Source organism: Mesorhizobium japonicum MAFF 303099 (genome assembly GCF_000009625.1).
In the GTDB taxonomy this organism is placed as follows: domain Bacteria; phylum Pseudomonadota; class Alphaproteobacteria; order Rhizobiales; family Rhizobiaceae; genus Mesorhizobium; species Mesorhizobium japonicum.
This window is the reverse complement of sequence record NC_002678.2, coordinates 6810515-6824472: the sequence shown is the minus strand read 5'-3', so window position 1 is coordinate 6824472 and position 13958 is coordinate 6810515. Positions and strand designations below refer to the sequence as shown.

At 63.1% G+C, this 13958-nt stretch carries 15 protein-coding genes and 1 pseudogene; 8 read left to right on the top strand and 8 right to left on the bottom strand.

Annotation, left to right across the window (positions count from 1 at the left end):
- The first annotated feature begins 51 nt into the window (after positions 1-51).
- Both MAFF_RS33800 and hutC read left to right on the top strand, forming a co-directional pair.
- On the top strand, positions 52-1404 hold the full coding sequence (locus tag MAFF_RS33800; RefSeq protein ID WP_010915525.1) for a formimidoylglutamate deiminase: 1353 nt from the start codon (positions 52-54) through the stop codon (positions 1402-1404).
- The gene (gene hutC / locus MAFF_RS33795) at positions 1401-2141 is read left to right on the top strand and encodes a histidine utilization repressor (RefSeq protein ID WP_010915524.1); all 741 of its coding nucleotides are present in this window, start codon (positions 1401-1403) and stop codon (positions 2139-2141) included. Before MAFF_RS33800 ends, hutC begins: the two co-directional genes overlap by 4 nt.
- A 123-nt stretch (positions 2142-2264) precedes the next feature.
- Here hutC and MAFF_RS33790 read toward each other — a convergent pair whose 3' ends face one another.
- Positions 2265-2609, bottom strand: a complete 345-nt coding sequence (locus MAFF_RS33790) for a RidA family protein (RefSeq protein ID WP_010915523.1) — start codon at positions 2607-2609, stop codon at positions 2265-2267.
- 221 nt (positions 2610-2830) lie between these two features.
- Between MAFF_RS33790 and aztA the strand changes: the two genes are divergently transcribed.
- The 4 genes from aztA to MAFF_RS33770 all read left to right on the top strand — a co-directional run bounded on the left by aztA (position 2831) and on the right by MAFF_RS33770 (position 6029).
- On the top strand, positions 2831-3649 hold the full coding sequence (gene aztA / locus MAFF_RS33785; RefSeq protein WP_010915522.1) for a zinc ABC transporter ATP-binding protein AztA: 819 nt from the start codon (positions 2831-2833) through the stop codon (positions 3647-3649).
- Positions 3649-4524, top strand: coding sequence for a zinc ABC transporter permease AztB (gene aztB, locus MAFF_RS33780; protein ID WP_010915521.1), 876 nt, complete (start codon positions 3649-3651; stop codon positions 4522-4524). The genes aztA and aztB overlap by 1 nt, the downstream gene beginning before the upstream one ends.
- Positions 4525-4550: 26 nt before the next feature.
- Positions 4551-5492 (top strand): zinc ABC transporter substrate-binding protein AztC, encoded by a 942-nt coding sequence (gene aztC, locus MAFF_RS33775; RefSeq protein ID WP_010915520.1) that lies wholly within the window; start codon positions 4551-4553, stop codon positions 5490-5492.
- A gap of 198 nt (positions 5493-5690) precedes the next feature.
- Entirely contained in the window at positions 5691-6029 is a 339-nt protein-coding gene (locus MAFF_RS33770) for a TIGR01244 family sulfur transferase (RefSeq protein WP_010915519.1), read from the top strand.
- Here MAFF_RS33770 and MAFF_RS33765 read toward each other — a convergent pair.
- A complete protein-coding gene (locus MAFF_RS33765; RefSeq protein ID WP_032933331.1) occupies positions 6026-6493 on the bottom strand; it encodes an Lrp/AsnC family transcriptional regulator in 468 nt (155 codons plus the stop codon). The genes MAFF_RS33770 and MAFF_RS33765 overlap by 4 nt on opposite strands.
- 137 nt (positions 6494-6630) lie before the next feature.
- Between MAFF_RS33765 and hppD the strand changes: the two genes are divergently transcribed.
- Positions 6631-7746 carry a 4-hydroxyphenylpyruvate dioxygenase gene (gene hppD, locus MAFF_RS33760; RefSeq protein ID WP_010915517.1) on the top strand — a complete coding sequence of 372 codons (1116 nt, stop codon included), beginning with the start codon at positions 6631-6633 and terminating at the stop codon, positions 7744-7746.
- Positions 7747-7870: 124 nt separating this feature from the next.
- Here the strand turns inward: hppD and MAFF_RS33755 are convergent, their stop codons facing one another.
- The 4 genes and pseudogenes from MAFF_RS33755 to hmgA all read right to left on the bottom strand — a co-directional run bounded on the left by MAFF_RS33755 (position 7871) and on the right by hmgA (position 11651).
- Entirely contained in the window at positions 7871-8407 is a 537-nt protein-coding gene (locus MAFF_RS33755; protein WP_010915516.1) for a DinB family protein, read from the bottom strand.
- Between the two features lie 20 nt (positions 8408-8427).
- Positions 8428-9441: a fumarylacetoacetate hydrolase family protein gene (locus tag MAFF_RS33750; RefSeq protein ID WP_010915515.1), complete on the bottom strand. Its 1014-nt coding sequence runs from the start codon at positions 9439-9441 to the stop codon at positions 8428-8430.
- Positions 9438-10326, bottom strand: a pseudogene (locus MAFF_RS33745) (MBL fold metallo-hydrolase). The gene MAFF_RS33750 and the pseudogene MAFF_RS33745 overlap by 4 nt, the downstream one beginning before the upstream one ends.
- A gap of 11 nt (positions 10327-10337) precedes the next feature.
- Positions 10338-11651: a homogentisate 1,2-dioxygenase gene (hmgA, locus tag MAFF_RS33740; RefSeq protein WP_044551694.1), complete on the bottom strand. Its 1314-nt coding sequence runs from the start codon at positions 11649-11651 to the stop codon at positions 10338-10340.
- Positions 11652-11767: 116 nt separating this feature from the next.
- Between hmgA and MAFF_RS33735 the strand changes: the two genes are divergently transcribed.
- Complete coding sequence (locus tag MAFF_RS33735; protein WP_010915512.1) at positions 11768-12208, top strand: MarR family winged helix-turn-helix transcriptional regulator; 441 nt, start codon at positions 11768-11770, stop codon at positions 12206-12208.
- 31 nt (positions 12209-12239) lie between these two features.
- Here MAFF_RS33735 and MAFF_RS33730 read toward each other — a convergent pair whose 3' ends face one another.
- Positions 12240-12863: a DUF4304 domain-containing protein gene (locus MAFF_RS33730; RefSeq protein WP_010915511.1), complete on the bottom strand. Its 624-nt coding sequence runs from the start codon at positions 12861-12863 to the stop codon at positions 12240-12242.
- 34 nt (positions 12864-12897) lie between these two features.
- Positions 12898-13932, bottom strand: coding sequence for an L-threonine 3-dehydrogenase (gene tdh / locus MAFF_RS33725; RefSeq protein ID WP_010915510.1), 1035 nt, complete (start codon positions 13930-13932; stop codon positions 12898-12900).
- Between the last annotated feature and the right edge of the window lie 26 nt (positions 13933-13958).

Sequence of the window (13958 nt, the reverse complement as noted above, 5' to 3'; positions counted from 1 at the left end):
AACGCGACGCAAGTGGTATCGTCGCCCAGGCATGCAGATTTGGAGACGGACGTGACGGCGATCTTTGCGGAACAGGCGCTGCTGCCCGAGGGCTGGCAAGGCAATGTCAGGATCACGCTTGATGAAGGCCGCATTGCCTCAGTCGAAGCAGACGCGGCTCCGCAGGCCGGCGACGAGCGCCACGCAATTCTCGTGCCCGGCATGCCGAACCTGCACAGCCATGCCTTCCAGCGCGGCATGGCCGGCCTTGCCGAGCTTCGCGGCCCGTCGGCCGACAGTTTCTGGAGCTGGCGCGAGGTGATGTACCGCTTTGCGCTAGCGATGACGCCCGACCAGGTCGAGGCGGTTGCCGCACAGCTCTATGTCGAGATGCTGGAAGCCGGTTTTTCCCGCGTCGGCGAATTCCACTATCTGCACCACGACCGCGACGGAAACCCCTATGCCAACCTTGCCGAGATGGCCGAGCGCATCGCCGCCGCCGCCGGCGAAACCGGCATCGGCCTGACGCTGCTGCCGGTGTTTTACGCGCACTCCTCCTTCGGCGGAGCGGCTCCGAACGAAGGCCAAAGGCGATTCATCAACGATGTGAATCGGTTCTCCCGGCTTGTTGAGAAGTCCAGCGATTCGGTTCGCGCGTTGAATCAGGCAGTCGTCGGCGTCGCACCGCACAGTCTGCGCGCCGCCACACCGGAGGAATTGACCCAAGTTGCCGCTTTGGCGCCGAATGGGCCGATCCACATCCACGTCGCCGAACAGGTGAAGGAGGTCGAGGACTGCCTCGCCTGGTCCGGGGCGCGCCCGGTCGAGTTCCTGCTGGCCAACACCAAAATCGACCAGCGCTGGTGCCTGATCCACGCCACGCATATGACCGATGCCGAAACCATCGGCATGGCCAGGAGGGGCGCCATCGCCGGCCTTTGCCCGATCACCGAGGCCAATCTCGGCGACGGGACGTTTGCCGCGCCGTTATTCACCGAGCATGGCGGCCGCTTCGGTATCGGCTCCGATTCCAACGTGCTGATCGGCCTGCCCGACGAATTGCGCCAACTCGAATATTCGCAGCGCCTCGCCCACCGCGCCCGCAACGTGCTGGCGGTGGCCGGCGGCTCGACCGGGCGGGCACTGTTCGCCGCAGCACTCGACGGTGGCATCCAGGCGCTCGGCGCCGGGGCCTCGCAGATCGCCGCCGGCGCTGCCGCAGATCTCGTCTCGCTCGACGCCGGCCATCCTTCGCTGGCCGGCAAGACTGGCGACGCCATCCTCGACGCCTGGATCTTCGCCAATGGCAGCAAGGTCGATTGCGTTTGGGTGCATGGCAAGAAGCAGGTCAGCGGCGGCAGGCATGCCAGGCGCGAAGCCATCGCCAAGCGTTTTCGCGCCGTGATGATGGAGCTTTCCGCATGAGCACGGTCGAGACGGCGGATGCGGACAGCGGCGGCTCGCTGCATCAACGCATCCTGTCCGACATCAGCGAAAAAATCCTGTCGGGCGCCTGGGCGCCCGGGTATCGCATTCCTTTCGAGCACGAACTGACGACCGAGTACAATTGCTCGCGCATGACAGTAAACAAGGCGCTGTCGCAGTTGGCCAAGGCCGGGCTGATCGAACGCCGCCGCCGCTCGGGCAGCTTCGTCCGCCGGCCGCAGTCGCAGGCGGCGGTGCTGGAACTTCATGACATCAGGATCGAGGTCGAAGCGCTAGGCCTGGCCTATCGCTACGAGCGGCTGGAACAGCTGAAGCGCCGCAGCAATGCGGAGGACAGAGCGTTGCTCGGGCTGTCCGCCGCAGGCTCTGTGCTATGGATCGAAGGCCTGCATTTCGCCGGCGAACGGCCATTCGCACTCGAGCAGCGCCTGATCAATCTTTCCGCGGTTCCGGAAGCCGGGGACGAAGAGTTTCTGGAGATCGCCGCCGGCCCCTGGCTGATCGGCCGCGTTCCATGGAGCGAGGCCGAGCATCGCATCCGCGCCATGGCCGCCGATGAGGCCATCGCCGACGCGCTCGACATCGATCCGGGCGCGCCCTGCCTTGTGGTCGAGCGCCGCACCTGGAGCGCTGAACACCCGGTTACCCATGTGCGGTTTATCTATCCGGCGGAAAGCCACACGCTGGTGGCAAGATTCACGCCGTCGCAGGGGTAGCGCCTCTTACCCTCCCCCTGTGGGGAGGGTCGCTTGCGAAGCAGCGGGGTGGGGGTCGGCGCCAGCCCCCCACCCGGACCTGCGGTCCGACCTCCCCACAAGGGGGAGGTGGAAGGCCGTGCCTTAAATCGCCGCCGTGACAATAATCTCGACCAGATACTCCGGACCAGCCAACTTGGCTTCGCCGGTGGCGCGGGCGGGGGTGTGGCCCTGCGGCACCCACTTGTCCCATTCCGAATTCATCTCGGCGAAGGTGCCCATGTCGGCCAGCCAGATGATCGCCTGGACGATCTTGCTCTTGTCGGTTCCGGCCTTGGCCAGCAATTCGTCGATGGTCGCCAGGATGTCGCGGGTCTGCGAGGCGACATTGCCGCCGGGCTCGCCGACCTGGCCTGCCAGATAGACGGTGTTGCCGTGGATGACGATCTGGCTCATGCGCGGGCCAACATCGATGCGACGAATACTCATGGGAGGTTCCTTCCTGTTATGGGTGGCGACTGTTTAGAGTTGCGGTTCCCTTCCGGCAAGGCCGCCGGGGCCGAATCCCCTTGGACCAGCGACAAGCGAGATTCACGGCAAGTTGAGCCGCCGGTCGCAATTCCGCCCGATTGGCTTGTTGACTAATGTAATAACATCACATATCCAATCGGCCCTCCCCGCGGCCGGATTTCGCTGCTCCACGGAACGACATGACCCAGACCTGCCTGACATTCCGTGACCTGACGCTGGGCTATAACAGCCACCCGGCGATCCACCATCTCGACGGCACGATCCGCAAGGGCTCGCTGACCGCCGTTGTCGGCGCCAACGGCTCCGGCAAATCGACGCTGATGAAGGGCATTGTCGGCGTGCTGAAGCCGATGGCCGGCGAGGTTGTTCGCGCCCCGGGCGTGCGCGCCGCCTACCTGCCGCAGCAATCGGAGCTTGATCGTTCGTTTCCGGCGCGCGTCGTCGATCTGGTCTCGCTCGGTCTCTGGCCGAAGCGCGGCATGCTCGGCCGCTACACGTCAGAAGATCGCGCGGCGGTCAGCCAGGCACTGATGGCGGTCGGCCTTGGCGGCTTCGAGAAGCGGCCGATCGATACGCTGTCGGGCGGCCAGCTGCAGCGCACGCTGTTTGCCCGCGTGCTGCTGCAGGATGCCGACCTCATCCTGCTCGATGAACCGTTCAATGCCGTCGATGCCAAGACGGTCGGCGATCTGATCGCCCTGATCAAGCGCTGGCATGGCGAGGAACGCACCATCATGGTCGTCGTCCATGATCTCGATCTGGTGCGGCAGAATTTCCCCGAAACCCTGCTTCTAGCTCGCCAGCCGATCGCCTGGGGCGAAACGCGCGAAACGCTGAAGCCGGAAAACCTGCTGCGCGCCCGCCGTTTCCATGAAGCCTGGGAGGAGAACGCGCCCTGGTGCGAACCGGACGCGCACGGTCATGATCATGCCCATGGCCACGATCATCATGGACACGATCACGACCATCACCATGGCGCCGGGCCGAGGGCTGCCTGATGGACGCGCTCTACGGCCTCTTCATCGCACCCTTCGCCGATTTCGGCTTCATGCAGCGGGCGCTGTTCGGCTCGCTGATGCTGTCGCTCGGCGCCTGCCCGATCGGCGTCTTCCTGATGCTGCGGCGCATGAGCCTGTCGGGTGATGCCATGGCGCATGCCATCCTGCCGGGTGCGGCCGCCGGCTTCCTGTTCTATGGGCTGGAAATCCTGCCGATGACCGTTGGCGGGCTGATCGCCGGTATCATCGTGGCGCTCGGCGCCGGTGCGGTCTCGCGCTTCACCATCCAGCGCGAGGACGCCTCGATGGCGGCCTTCTATCTGATTTCGCTGGCCATCGGCGTTCTGATGGTGTCGATCCGCGGCTCCAGCGTCGATCTCATGCATGTGCTGTTCGGCACGGTGCTGGCGCTCAACAATGAGGCGCTGACGCTGATCGGCGGCATCGTCGCGGTGACGCTGGTCAGCCTCGCCATCTTCTGGCGGGCGCTGGTCGCCGAGTGCCTCGATCCGCTGTTCCTGCGGTCGGTCAGCCGCATGGGCAGCCCGGTGCATTTCATTTTCCTCGGCCTGGTCGTGCTCAACCTTGTCGGCGGCTTCCAGGCGCTCGGCACGCTTCTGTCGGTCGGATTGATGATGCTGCCGGCGGCAGCCGCCCGCTTCTGGACGGTGCGCGTCGAGCCGATGTGCGTGTTGGCTGTGCTGATCGGCTTTGCCTCTTGCATCGCCGGACTGCTTTTGTCCTATCACGCCTCGCTGCCGTCCGGCCCGGCCATCATCCTGTCGGCCGGTGTCGTCTACTTCGCCTCGATCCTGTTTGGCACGCGCGGCATTCTGCGCGCCCGCATCATCCATCACCGTCACAGAACGGCCTGATCCACCGCCCCTGAAGGAGACTGCTTATGCTGAAATCCATCCGCGCCGCCCTGGCGATGAGCGTTATAACATTATCTGCGCTTGGCGCTTCGTCGGCCCTCGCGGCGCCCCTGAAAGTCGTCGCCAGCTTCACGGTTATTGCCGATTTCGCCAGGAATGTTGGCGGCGACCGTGTCGACATCACCACCATCGTCGGCCCGGATGGCGACGCCCATGTCTATGAGCCGAGCCCGGCCGACGCGGTGGCCATGGCCAAGGCCGATATCGTTCTGGTCAACGGCCTGCATTTCGAAGGCTTTTTGCAGCGGCTGGTCGATGCCAGCGCCACCAAGGCCTCGATCGTCACCTTGACCAAGGGCGTGACCCCGATCGACTTCAAGCCTGAATTCGCAGACGCCGACGCGGCCGAAGGCGCCGGTACCGGCGGCGGCAAGACGGTGACCGACCCGCACGCCTTCCAGTCGATCGCCAACGCCAAGATCTATGTGAAGAACATCGCCGAGGCTTTCTGCGCGGCCGACAGCGATGGCTGCGTCAGCTACCAGACCAATGCCGCCACCTACACCAAGAAGCTCGACGCGCTGGAAGGCGAAGTAAAGGCCGCGATCCAGTCGATCCCCGAGGCTAAACGCGTCGTCATCACCTCGCATGACGCCTTCGGCTATTTCGAGCACGAATACGGCCTGACCTTCCTCGCCCCGCAAGGCATCTCAACCGATTCCGAACCGTCGGCCGCCGATGTCGCCAAGCTGGTCGAGCAGGTGAAGCAGGACAAGGCGGCGGCGATCTTCGTCGAAAACATCACCAACCCGCGCCTGATCGAACAGATCGCCAGCGAAACCGGCATCAAGGTGGGCGGCACGCTCTATTCGGATGCGCTGTCGCAGCCCGATGGTCCGGGATCGACCTATATCGACATGATGCACAACAACATCCGCCAGATCAAAGGCGCGATCCTCGGCAGCTGAGGAGCGCCGCTCTCGGAAAGGCGAAGCCGGTCTCCGCCTTTTCGGGCCGAGGCCTTCCGGCCCGACCTGTGGCGCGGTCTGCCCGTTGGAATCCTCGCCGGAAACGTCTATCTCTGCAGAACGATTTCCGCTGGCGGATTGCCGGCCACGTCGGGGAGTGGCAAGACTCCCTGCAAATCAGATTGCGAGGATGCTGCGATGGAATACCGCGAAATCAGCGCCGACTATTCGGTCTCTGGCCAGATCCAGCCCGAAGACGTCGCCGCCATCAAGGAAGCCGGCTTCAAGAGCGTCATCTGCAACCGGCCCGACGACGAGCAGCCCGGCCAGCCTTCGGCCCAAAGCATCGGATCGGCGGTCGAAGCCGCCGGCCTCGCCTTCCGCTATATCCCCGTCATCAGCGGCCAGATCACTGCAGAGAATGTCGAGGACCAGGCCGAGGCGCTGGACGAATTGGAAGGACCGGTGTTCGCCTATTGCCGCTCGGGCGCGCGCTGCACGAATCTGTACGGGCTGATCCAGCAGTCGAAGGGCTAAATCGGCAACGCGCCGGTTTCCTTCAAAGTTTCAAGCACGATCGCCGTCTTCACATGCTGCACGGATTCGTGCGGCAGAAGCACGCCGTTGACGAACTCCGACAGCGACTTCAGGTCGGGCGTCACCACTTTCAGGATATAGTCCATCTCGCCGGTCAGCGCGTGCGCCTCCTGCACTTCCGGCAGCCGCGCCACCAGTTCGCCGAAGCGTCGCGCATTGTCGCGGTTGTGGGTGGCCAGGGTCACCGAGATGACGTTGACCAGCGAGAAGCCGAGCTTGTCGCGGTCGAGCACCGCCCGATAGCCCTTGATGTAGCCGTCCTCCTCCAGCCGCTGGCGGCGGCGCGAACATTGCGATGCGGAGAGATTTACCCGCTCCGAGAGATCGTTGTTGGTCAACCGCGCATCGCCCTGCAGGAGCGCCATTATCTTGCGGTCAAATTGATCAATACGCGTCTCATCCATGGTTCTGTCTCTCAACATGCATGCTTCGCGCATGACATCATCATTTCAAGCGTTTGAATGCAAGCACCATGCGCCGGCTCCGCGCTATGATGTCATCCGATGGCCTCTTCAGGCCGAGCCAGCTTTGGAGGAATGCCATGGGTCCCTTCCCGCACGACGCCCCGCCCGCCAAAATCAGCAAGGACAACCCGGCCGGCACCGATGGTTTCGAGTTCGTCGAATTCGCGCATCCGGAGCCGCAGAAGCTCGCCGAGTTGTTCACCCGCATGGGCTATGCAGCGGTCGCCAAGCACCGTACCAAGGACATCACCGTCTGGCGCCAGGGCGACATCAACTATGTCGTCAATGCCGAGCCGGGCTCGCATGCCATGAAATTCGCCGACAAGCACGGCCCGTGTGCCGCCTCGATGGCCTGGCGCGTGGTCGATGCCAAGCATGCGTTCGACCATGCCGTCTCGAAGGGCGCCACGCCTTACGAAGGCGAAGACAAGGCGCTTGACGTGCCGACCATTGTTGGTATCGGCGGTTCGCTGCTCTATTTCATCGATGCTTACGGCAAAAAGGGCTCGGCCTACGACGCCGAATTCGAATGGCTTGGTGCGCGCGACCCGCGGCCGCAAGGCGTCGGTTTCTATTATCTCGACCACCTCACCCACAATGTCTATCGCGGCCAGATGGACAAGTGGTGGGATTTCTACCGCGAACTGTTCGGCTTCAAGCAGATCCATTTCTTCGATATTGACGGCAAGATCACCGGCCTGGTCAGCCGCGCCATCACCTCGCCCTGCGGCAAGATCCGCATCCCGCTCAACGAATCCAAGGACGAGACCAGCCAGATCGCCGAGTATTTGAAGAAGTACAATGGCGAGGGCATCCAGCACATCGCGGTCGGCACCGACGAGATCTATGCCGCCACCGACAAGCTGGCCGCCAACGGGCTGAAATTCATGCCCGGCCCGCCTGAGACCTATTACGACATGTCGTACGACCGGGTGAACGGCCATGACGAGCCGATCGAGCGGATGAAGAAGCACGGCATCCTGATCGACGGCGAAGGCGTGGTCGACGGCGGCATGACGAAGATCCTTTTGCAGATCTTCTCGAAAACCGTGATCGGCCCGATCTTCTTCGAGTTCATCCAGAGGAAGGGCGACGAAGGCTTCGGCGAAGGCAATTTCCGCGCGCTGTTCGAATCGATCGAGCAGGACCAGATCAAGCGCGGCGTGATCAAGGTGGATGGCAAGGCGGCATAACGCTCAAATTACCAGCGTTGCAGAAAATGGCGCCAGCGTTGCGCCCAGCCTCCTTCTCCCCGTTCACGGGGAGAAATGCCCGACAGGGCAATGAGGGGCGGCGCCAACATTGGGAGTTGGTCGATCACAACCCCAGCCGCTCGACCTCTGCCTTCCTCAGCTTCGCATCATAGTCGAGCAAAAACTCGTCCAGCTGCGGTGGTACAACCGATGTGCCGGACAGCATCGCATGCACCTGGCCGCGGTGGTGGATATCGTGCAGGAAGACGTGGGCAAGGATGTCGCCGATGCGCTCGGGAATCATGCCGTCCGCGCGCCGGTCGGTGATGACGCGGCGATCGAGATCGGCTTCCGACAGGCCATCGCAGAAGGCTATCAGCCGGCGGTCCGCGGCCATCTGAGCGGCAAACAGCGGCTGCGGTTCGTCGAAGGGCACGAAATCATCATGGGCCGCAGCACCGACGCCGCCCTCTTCGAGAAAATCGAGATAGAGATAATCGACCGCCAGAACATGGTTGAGTGTTGCCTTGATCGACGGGAAAAAGCTGGTGCGCTCGGCCTCGAACTCACCCGGCTTGAGCGCGAGCACGGCACGATAAAGTCGGTCGTTCGACCAGAGATTGTTGCCGGCCATGCGGCGTAGATGATCCAGAAGATTCACCGCTGAAACCTCCGTATCCCCTATCCCTGGTATTTCTCGACCTTCTGCTCGATGGCGCCGAAGATCGAATGGCCCGTACTGTCCTTCATCTCGATGCGTACCGTGTCGCCAAAGCGCAGGAACGGAGTCTTGGGCTCGCCTGACGCAATGGTTTCGATCATGCGCAGTTCGGCGATGCAGGAATAACCGGCCCCGCCGGCCGAGACAGGCTTGCCCGGACCGCCGTCGAGTTTGTTGGAGACGGTGCCCGAGCCGATGATGGTGCCTGCCGCCAGCGGCCTTGTGCGGGCGGCATGCACAATCAGCGCCGGAAAATCGAAGGTCATGTCGACACCGGTATTGGCGCGGCCGAAGGGCTTGCCGTTGAGATCGGCAAGCAACGGCAGGCTGACCTTGCCGCCGTCCCAGGCATCGCCCAGTTCGTCCGGCGTCACCGCGACCGGCGAAAAAGCCGAGGAGGGTTTTGACTGGAAAAAGCCAAATCCCTTGGCCAGTTCCGGCCCGGTGAGCGCGCGCAACGTGACATCGTTGACCAGCATGACCAGCCGGATCGCGGCGCGCGCCTCTTCGAGGCTAGCGCCCATCGGCACGTCGTCGACGATGACGGCGACTTCCGCCTCCATGTCGATGCCGAAGGCTTCGTCGGCCATGCGGATCGGGTCGCGCGGCGCAATGAAGGAGTCCGAGCCGCCCTGGTAGATCAGCGGATCGGTCCAGAAACTCGCCGGCATCTCGACGCCGCGCGCTTTGCGCACCAGTTCGACATGGTTCACATAGGCGGACCCGTCAGCCCATTGATAGGCGCGCGGCAGCGGCGAATGCGCGTCGTGCTCGTGAAAGCGGGCGGACGGCACGGCATTGTTCTCCAGCGATTCCGCTATTGTGCCGAGATGCGGCGAGACCCTGCGCCAATCGTCGAGCGCCGCCTGCAGCGTGCGCGCCAGGAACGAGGCATCGGTGTACTGTGTCAGGTCGCGCGAGACGACGACGAGTTTCCCGTCGCGCGTCCCGTCCTTCAGTGTGGCAAGCTTCATGCGGTTTCCTCTCCTTGTGCGGCTTTGGCGCCGCTTAATTCCACAACAAGGCCGTCGCGGGCGATCGTCAAGTCGCCGGCCCATGTTTTCCTGACAGCGGCAAGCCAGTCCGCCTCGCCGATGTCGGGATCGTCGGCGGGAATGAGGTGGTTGAGCACCAGCCTCTTCACGCCGGCTTCGCTGGCGATACGCCCGGCTTCTTCAGCAAAGCTGTGGCTGGCGAGCAGATGTTCCTTGAGCCGAGCACCATTGCCAGTTCTGGCAACCAGCCGCTCGATGCCCTCCTCCAGCATGGCTTCGTGGACGAGAATGTCGGCATCCTTGGCGAAATCGGCGAGCGGCGGAAAGAAAGCCGTATCGGCGGAGAACACCACGCTTTTGCCGCCTTGGTCGAAGCGCAGGGCAAAACAGTCGGTCACCGGCGGATGATGGACGCGAAGCGCCGTCACCTTCAGGCCGTGTTGATCGAGCACATGGCCCTCGGCGAATTTCGCTGACCAAAACCAGTTCGCGAATATCAGGCCGGCCCTCATCGACGATGCGGATTTCGATGTCGAACTCCACCGCCTGGCAGAAGCGCCGCCAGTAATGGCCGGTGCCGGGCGGGCCGAACACGGTGACAGGCGTCGCCAGCCCCGCCGTCCAGGCGGTGTGGACCAGCGGCCCGAGTTCCAGCACATGGTCGGAATGCAGATGGGTGATGAAGATCAGGTCGAGCGCCTTCAGGCTGATCCCGGCATCGACCAGGCCGCGCGTCACGCCGAGCCCGCAATCGACGACGATGGTCCGCCCTCCGATCTCAAGGAGGGACGAGCTCGGCCACGGCCCGTCTGGCCGCAGCGCCGGGCCGCCCTTCGAGCCCAGCAGCACCAGCCGGTCCGGCATTGGCTTGCCGCTCAAGACCAGTCGCCCTCGGGCGTGCCGTTAAAACGCTTCTTCAGGTCGGCCCAGCAGTCGATGTAATTGTCCTGCCGGGTTTCCAGCTCGGCGCCGTAGCGGGTCAGCATCTGCGGGAAACGGGTCTCGAACATGAAGGCCATGGTGTTGTCGAGCTTGACCGGTTTCAGGTCCGCGCGCGAGGCCTTTTCGAAGCCGGGCGCATCCGGGCCATGGGCCAGCATCAGATTGTGCAGGCTGATGCCGCCGGGAACGAAGCCTTCTTCCTTGGCATCGTACTGGCCGTGGATCAGCCCCATGAACTCGCTCATGATGTTGCGGTGATACCAGGGCGGTCGGAACGTATCTTCCGCAACCAGCCAGCGCGGCGGGAAGATGACGAAGTCGATGTTGGCCGTGCCTTCCTCGCCGCTCGGCGCCGTCAGCACGGTGAAGATCGATGGATCGGGGTGATCGAACAGGATGGCGCCGACCGGCGAAAAGGTCGCCAGATCATATTTGTAGGGCGCGTAGTTGCCATGCCAGGCGACGACGTCGAGCGGCGAATGGCCGATCTCGGTGACGTGGAAATTGCCGCACCATTTCACGATCAGCCGGCACGGCGTCTCCTTCTCCTCGAACCAGGCGCAAGGCGTCTTGAAGTCGCGCGGATTGGCCAGGCAATTGGCGCCGATCGGGCCGCGATCGGGCAAGGTCAGCTTGGCGCCGTAGTTTTCGCAGACATAGCCGCGCACGTCCTTGTCGACCAGCTCGGCCTTGAAGACAAGGCCGCGCGGCAGCACGGCGATCTCGCCAGGCCGAAGCTCGATGACACCCATTTCGGTGACGAAGCGCAAGGCGCCGACCTGCGGGACGACCAGCAACTCGCCGTCCGCATTGAAGAAATGATCGTCGACCATGGAGCGGTTGGCAACATAGACATGGGCTGCCATGCCGGTCTGCCCGAGCACGTCGCCGGCCGTGGTTATGCTGCGCATGCCCTGGATGAAATCGGTCGGCTCCTTCGGCATCGGCACCGGATTCCAGCGATACTGGCCAAGCGCCAGTTCGTGGTCGCCGACATTGGGCGCGGTCTTCCACAGGGGATAGCTCGCTGCCTTGAACCGGCCGGTGTGCTTGACGCTTGGCCGGATGCGATAGAGCCATGAGCGCTCATTGGTGCCGCGCGGTGCGGTGAAGGGCGAGCCGGAAAGCTGCTCGGCATAGAGGCCGTAGGCCGGCCGCTGCGGCGAGTTCCGGCCCTGCGGCAGTGAGCCGGGCAGTGTCTCGGTCTCAAAATCGTTGCCGAAACCCGGCATGTAGGAAAAGGCCATCCGATCCTCCTTGATCCCGGCTCCAAGCTTCACAAAGCCAAGTCTGCCGGTATTGACCAAACTGGTTTCATTTGTAACCATCTAAAATGTAACTATCAACGGCCACGGCGCGCGTCATGGAACCCGACATTCTGGAGCTGGAAAGCTTCCTGCCCTATCGCCTCTACCGGCTTGCCGATGCCGTCAGCCGCGAATTCTCCAGGATCTATCGGGATCGCCACGGCCTGACGCGACCGGAGTGGCGCACGCTTTCAGGCCTCGGCCAGCGCGGCACGATGACGGCGACCGAGCTCGGCGAGCAGTCGGCCATGCACAAGACCAAGGTCTCGCGCGCGGTGGCCGAACTCGAGCGGCGGCGCTGGCTGACGCGCACGCCCGATGAAAACGACCGACGAGTCGAGCACCTGGCGCTGACCAAAGCGGGGCTTGCCGCCTATCGCGAGATGTTGCCGCTGGCGAAGGCGTTTGAAAGGGAACTGCTGGCGAGGCTGAGTGCGGAAGAGCGAGCGGCGATTGTGAATGGGGTGGCGGCGCTGGAGGCAAAACTCATGGGTTGAGATCTTCCCACGGGTTCGGCCGTCGCTGAAATCAGATCTCAAATGCGGCAGGTAACGCCCCTAGACCGTAGTAGGCGCGTTCGGCTTCAATGAAGCCTCTGACACGGCTTCGAAATGCCGCCGGATCATCGATGTAGGCCAGGAGCGCCTGCGCTTGCGAAGCCGCGTGTCTTTGAGCGCTTTCAAACAGCCGCCTTGCTGTTTCAAAATCACCAGCCAAACCAGCCGCCACCCCGGCATGGAATGCTGCCCACTCGCCGTGTGCTCCCGGCTGCAATTCATTCACGAGTATCGTCGCTGTCGCCTGCACGGAAGGGAACATCGATCGGTGAACTTGATCGATTTCGATTGCCTTCTTGGCCATTTTATCAACCGCCAGCAGAAACTGTTCCGGGCTCTCGAACGGTACGAACTGTCCAATGCGCTCAGCACGATCGAAGGTAACGGTTTCCGGGAGCGCCCCCCAAAGCCAGTGAACCGCAAGGTTGAGGTAAGAGCCTTTGGACCAAGAGCTGGGCTGAAATTCGACTACACTTAGCCAGAAGCCGCGATCAGCGATCCAGACACGTGATTGCCCCTTTCGCCGAAATCCGACTGGCTGCAATACGATCTTTGCCTGCGAAGCAATGATACGTCCGTGTTCGTTTTCTGCCATCTCGGGTCCCTATGTGAAACCAATGGGCTCGACCCTACCAATCCATCACCACCTTGCCGGAACTGCCGCTCCGCATCGCATCGAACCCCTCCTGGAAATCGTCGATGCCGATGCGGTGCGTGATCAGGCCCGAAACATCCAGAGGACCCTGGACCAGCGCGATCATCTTGTACCAGGTCTCGAACATTTCGCGGCCGTAGATGCCTTTGAGATGCAGCATCTTGAAGATGACCTTGTTCCAGTCGATCTCGAAGCCGGTGGGCGCGATGCCCAGAATGGCGATCTTGCCGCCATTGTTCATGGTGTCGATCATGTCGCGGAAGGCGGGGGCGGCGCCCGACATTTCGAGGCCGACGTCAAAACCCTCGGTCATGCCGAGCACTGGCATGACATCGCGCAGCTTTTCCTTCGAGGCGTCGACGACATGCTGGACACCGAGTTTCTTCGCCAGCGCCAGCCGCACCGGGTTGATATCGGTGATGACGACTTTTCGCGCGCCCACGCATTGGGCAACGAGCGCGCCCATGATGCCGATCGGCCCGGCGCCGGTGACCAGCACGTCCTCGCCGACAAGATCGAAGGATAATGCCGTATGCACCGCATTGCCCAGGGGATCGAAGATCGCGGCGATCTCGTCCGGCACATCGTCGGGGATCGGCACGACATTGTGTTGCGGGATCGCCAGATACTCGCCGAAGGCGCCGGGGCGGTTGACGCCGACGCCGAGCGTGTTGCGGCAGAGATGCCCTCGCCCGGCGCGGCAGTTGCGGCAGTGGCCGCAGACGATGTGGCCCTCGCCCGAGACGCGCTGGCCGACCTTGTATTCGGTGACCGCGGCGCCAAAATCGGCCACCGTGCCGACAAATTCATGGCCGGTCACCATCGGCACCGGCACGGTCTTCTGCGCCCACTGGTCCCAATTGTAGATGTGCACGTCGGTGCCGCAGATCGCCGTCTTCCTGATCTTGATCAGCACGTCGTTGGGGCCGATCTCCGGCACCGGCACCTCTTCCATCCAGATGCCCGGTTCGGCCTTGGCCTTCACCAGCGCCTTCATCATGTTCGACATTCTTTTGTCCCTTGAATCTCTTGATC

Bases quoted from the DNA above. Each gene is read 5' to 3' on its own strand.
- hutC (WP_010915524.1), top strand. From the start codon at position 1,401: ATGAGCACGGTCGAGACGGCGGATGCGGACAGCGGCGGCTCGCTGCAT.
- MAFF_RS33790 (WP_010915523.1), bottom strand. From the start codon at position 2,609: ATGAGTATTCGTCGCATCGATGTTGGCCCGCGCATGAGCCAGATCGTC.
- aztA (WP_010915522.1), top strand. From the start codon at position 2,831: ATGACCCAGACCTGCCTGACATTCCGTGACCTGACGCTGGGCTATAAC.
- aztB (WP_010915521.1), top strand. From the start codon at position 3,649: ATGGACGCGCTCTACGGCCTCTTCATCGCACCCTTCGCCGATTTCGGC.
- aztC (WP_010915520.1), top strand. From the start codon at position 4,551: ATGCTGAAATCCATCCGCGCCGCCCTGGCGATGAGCGTTATAACATTA.
- MAFF_RS33770 (WP_010915519.1), top strand. From the start codon at position 5,691: ATGGAATACCGCGAAATCAGCGCCGACTATTCGGTCTCTGGCCAGATC.
- MAFF_RS33765 (WP_032933331.1), bottom strand. From the start codon at position 6,493: ATGGATGAGACGCGTATTGATCAATTTGACCGCAAGATAATGGCGCTC.
- hppD (WP_010915517.1), top strand. From the start codon at position 6,631: ATGGGTCCCTTCCCGCACGACGCCCCGCCCGCCAAAATCAGCAAGGAC.
- MAFF_RS33750 (WP_010915515.1), bottom strand. From the start codon at position 9,441: ATGAAGCTTGCCACACTGAAGGACGGGACGCGCGACGGGAAACTCGTC.
- hmgA (WP_044551694.1), bottom strand. From the start codon at position 11,651: ATGGCCTTTTCCTACATGCCGGGTTTCGGCAACGATTTTGAGACCGAG.
- MAFF_RS33735 (WP_010915512.1), top strand. From the start codon at position 11,768: ATGGAACCCGACATTCTGGAGCTGGAAAGCTTCCTGCCCTATCGCCTC.
- MAFF_RS33730 (WP_010915511.1), bottom strand. From the start codon at position 12,863: ATGGCAGAAAACGAACACGGACGTATCATTGCTTCGCAGGCAAAGATC.
- tdh (WP_010915510.1), bottom strand. From the start codon at position 13,932: ATGTCGAACATGATGAAGGCGCTGGTGAAGGCCAAGGCCGAACCGGGC.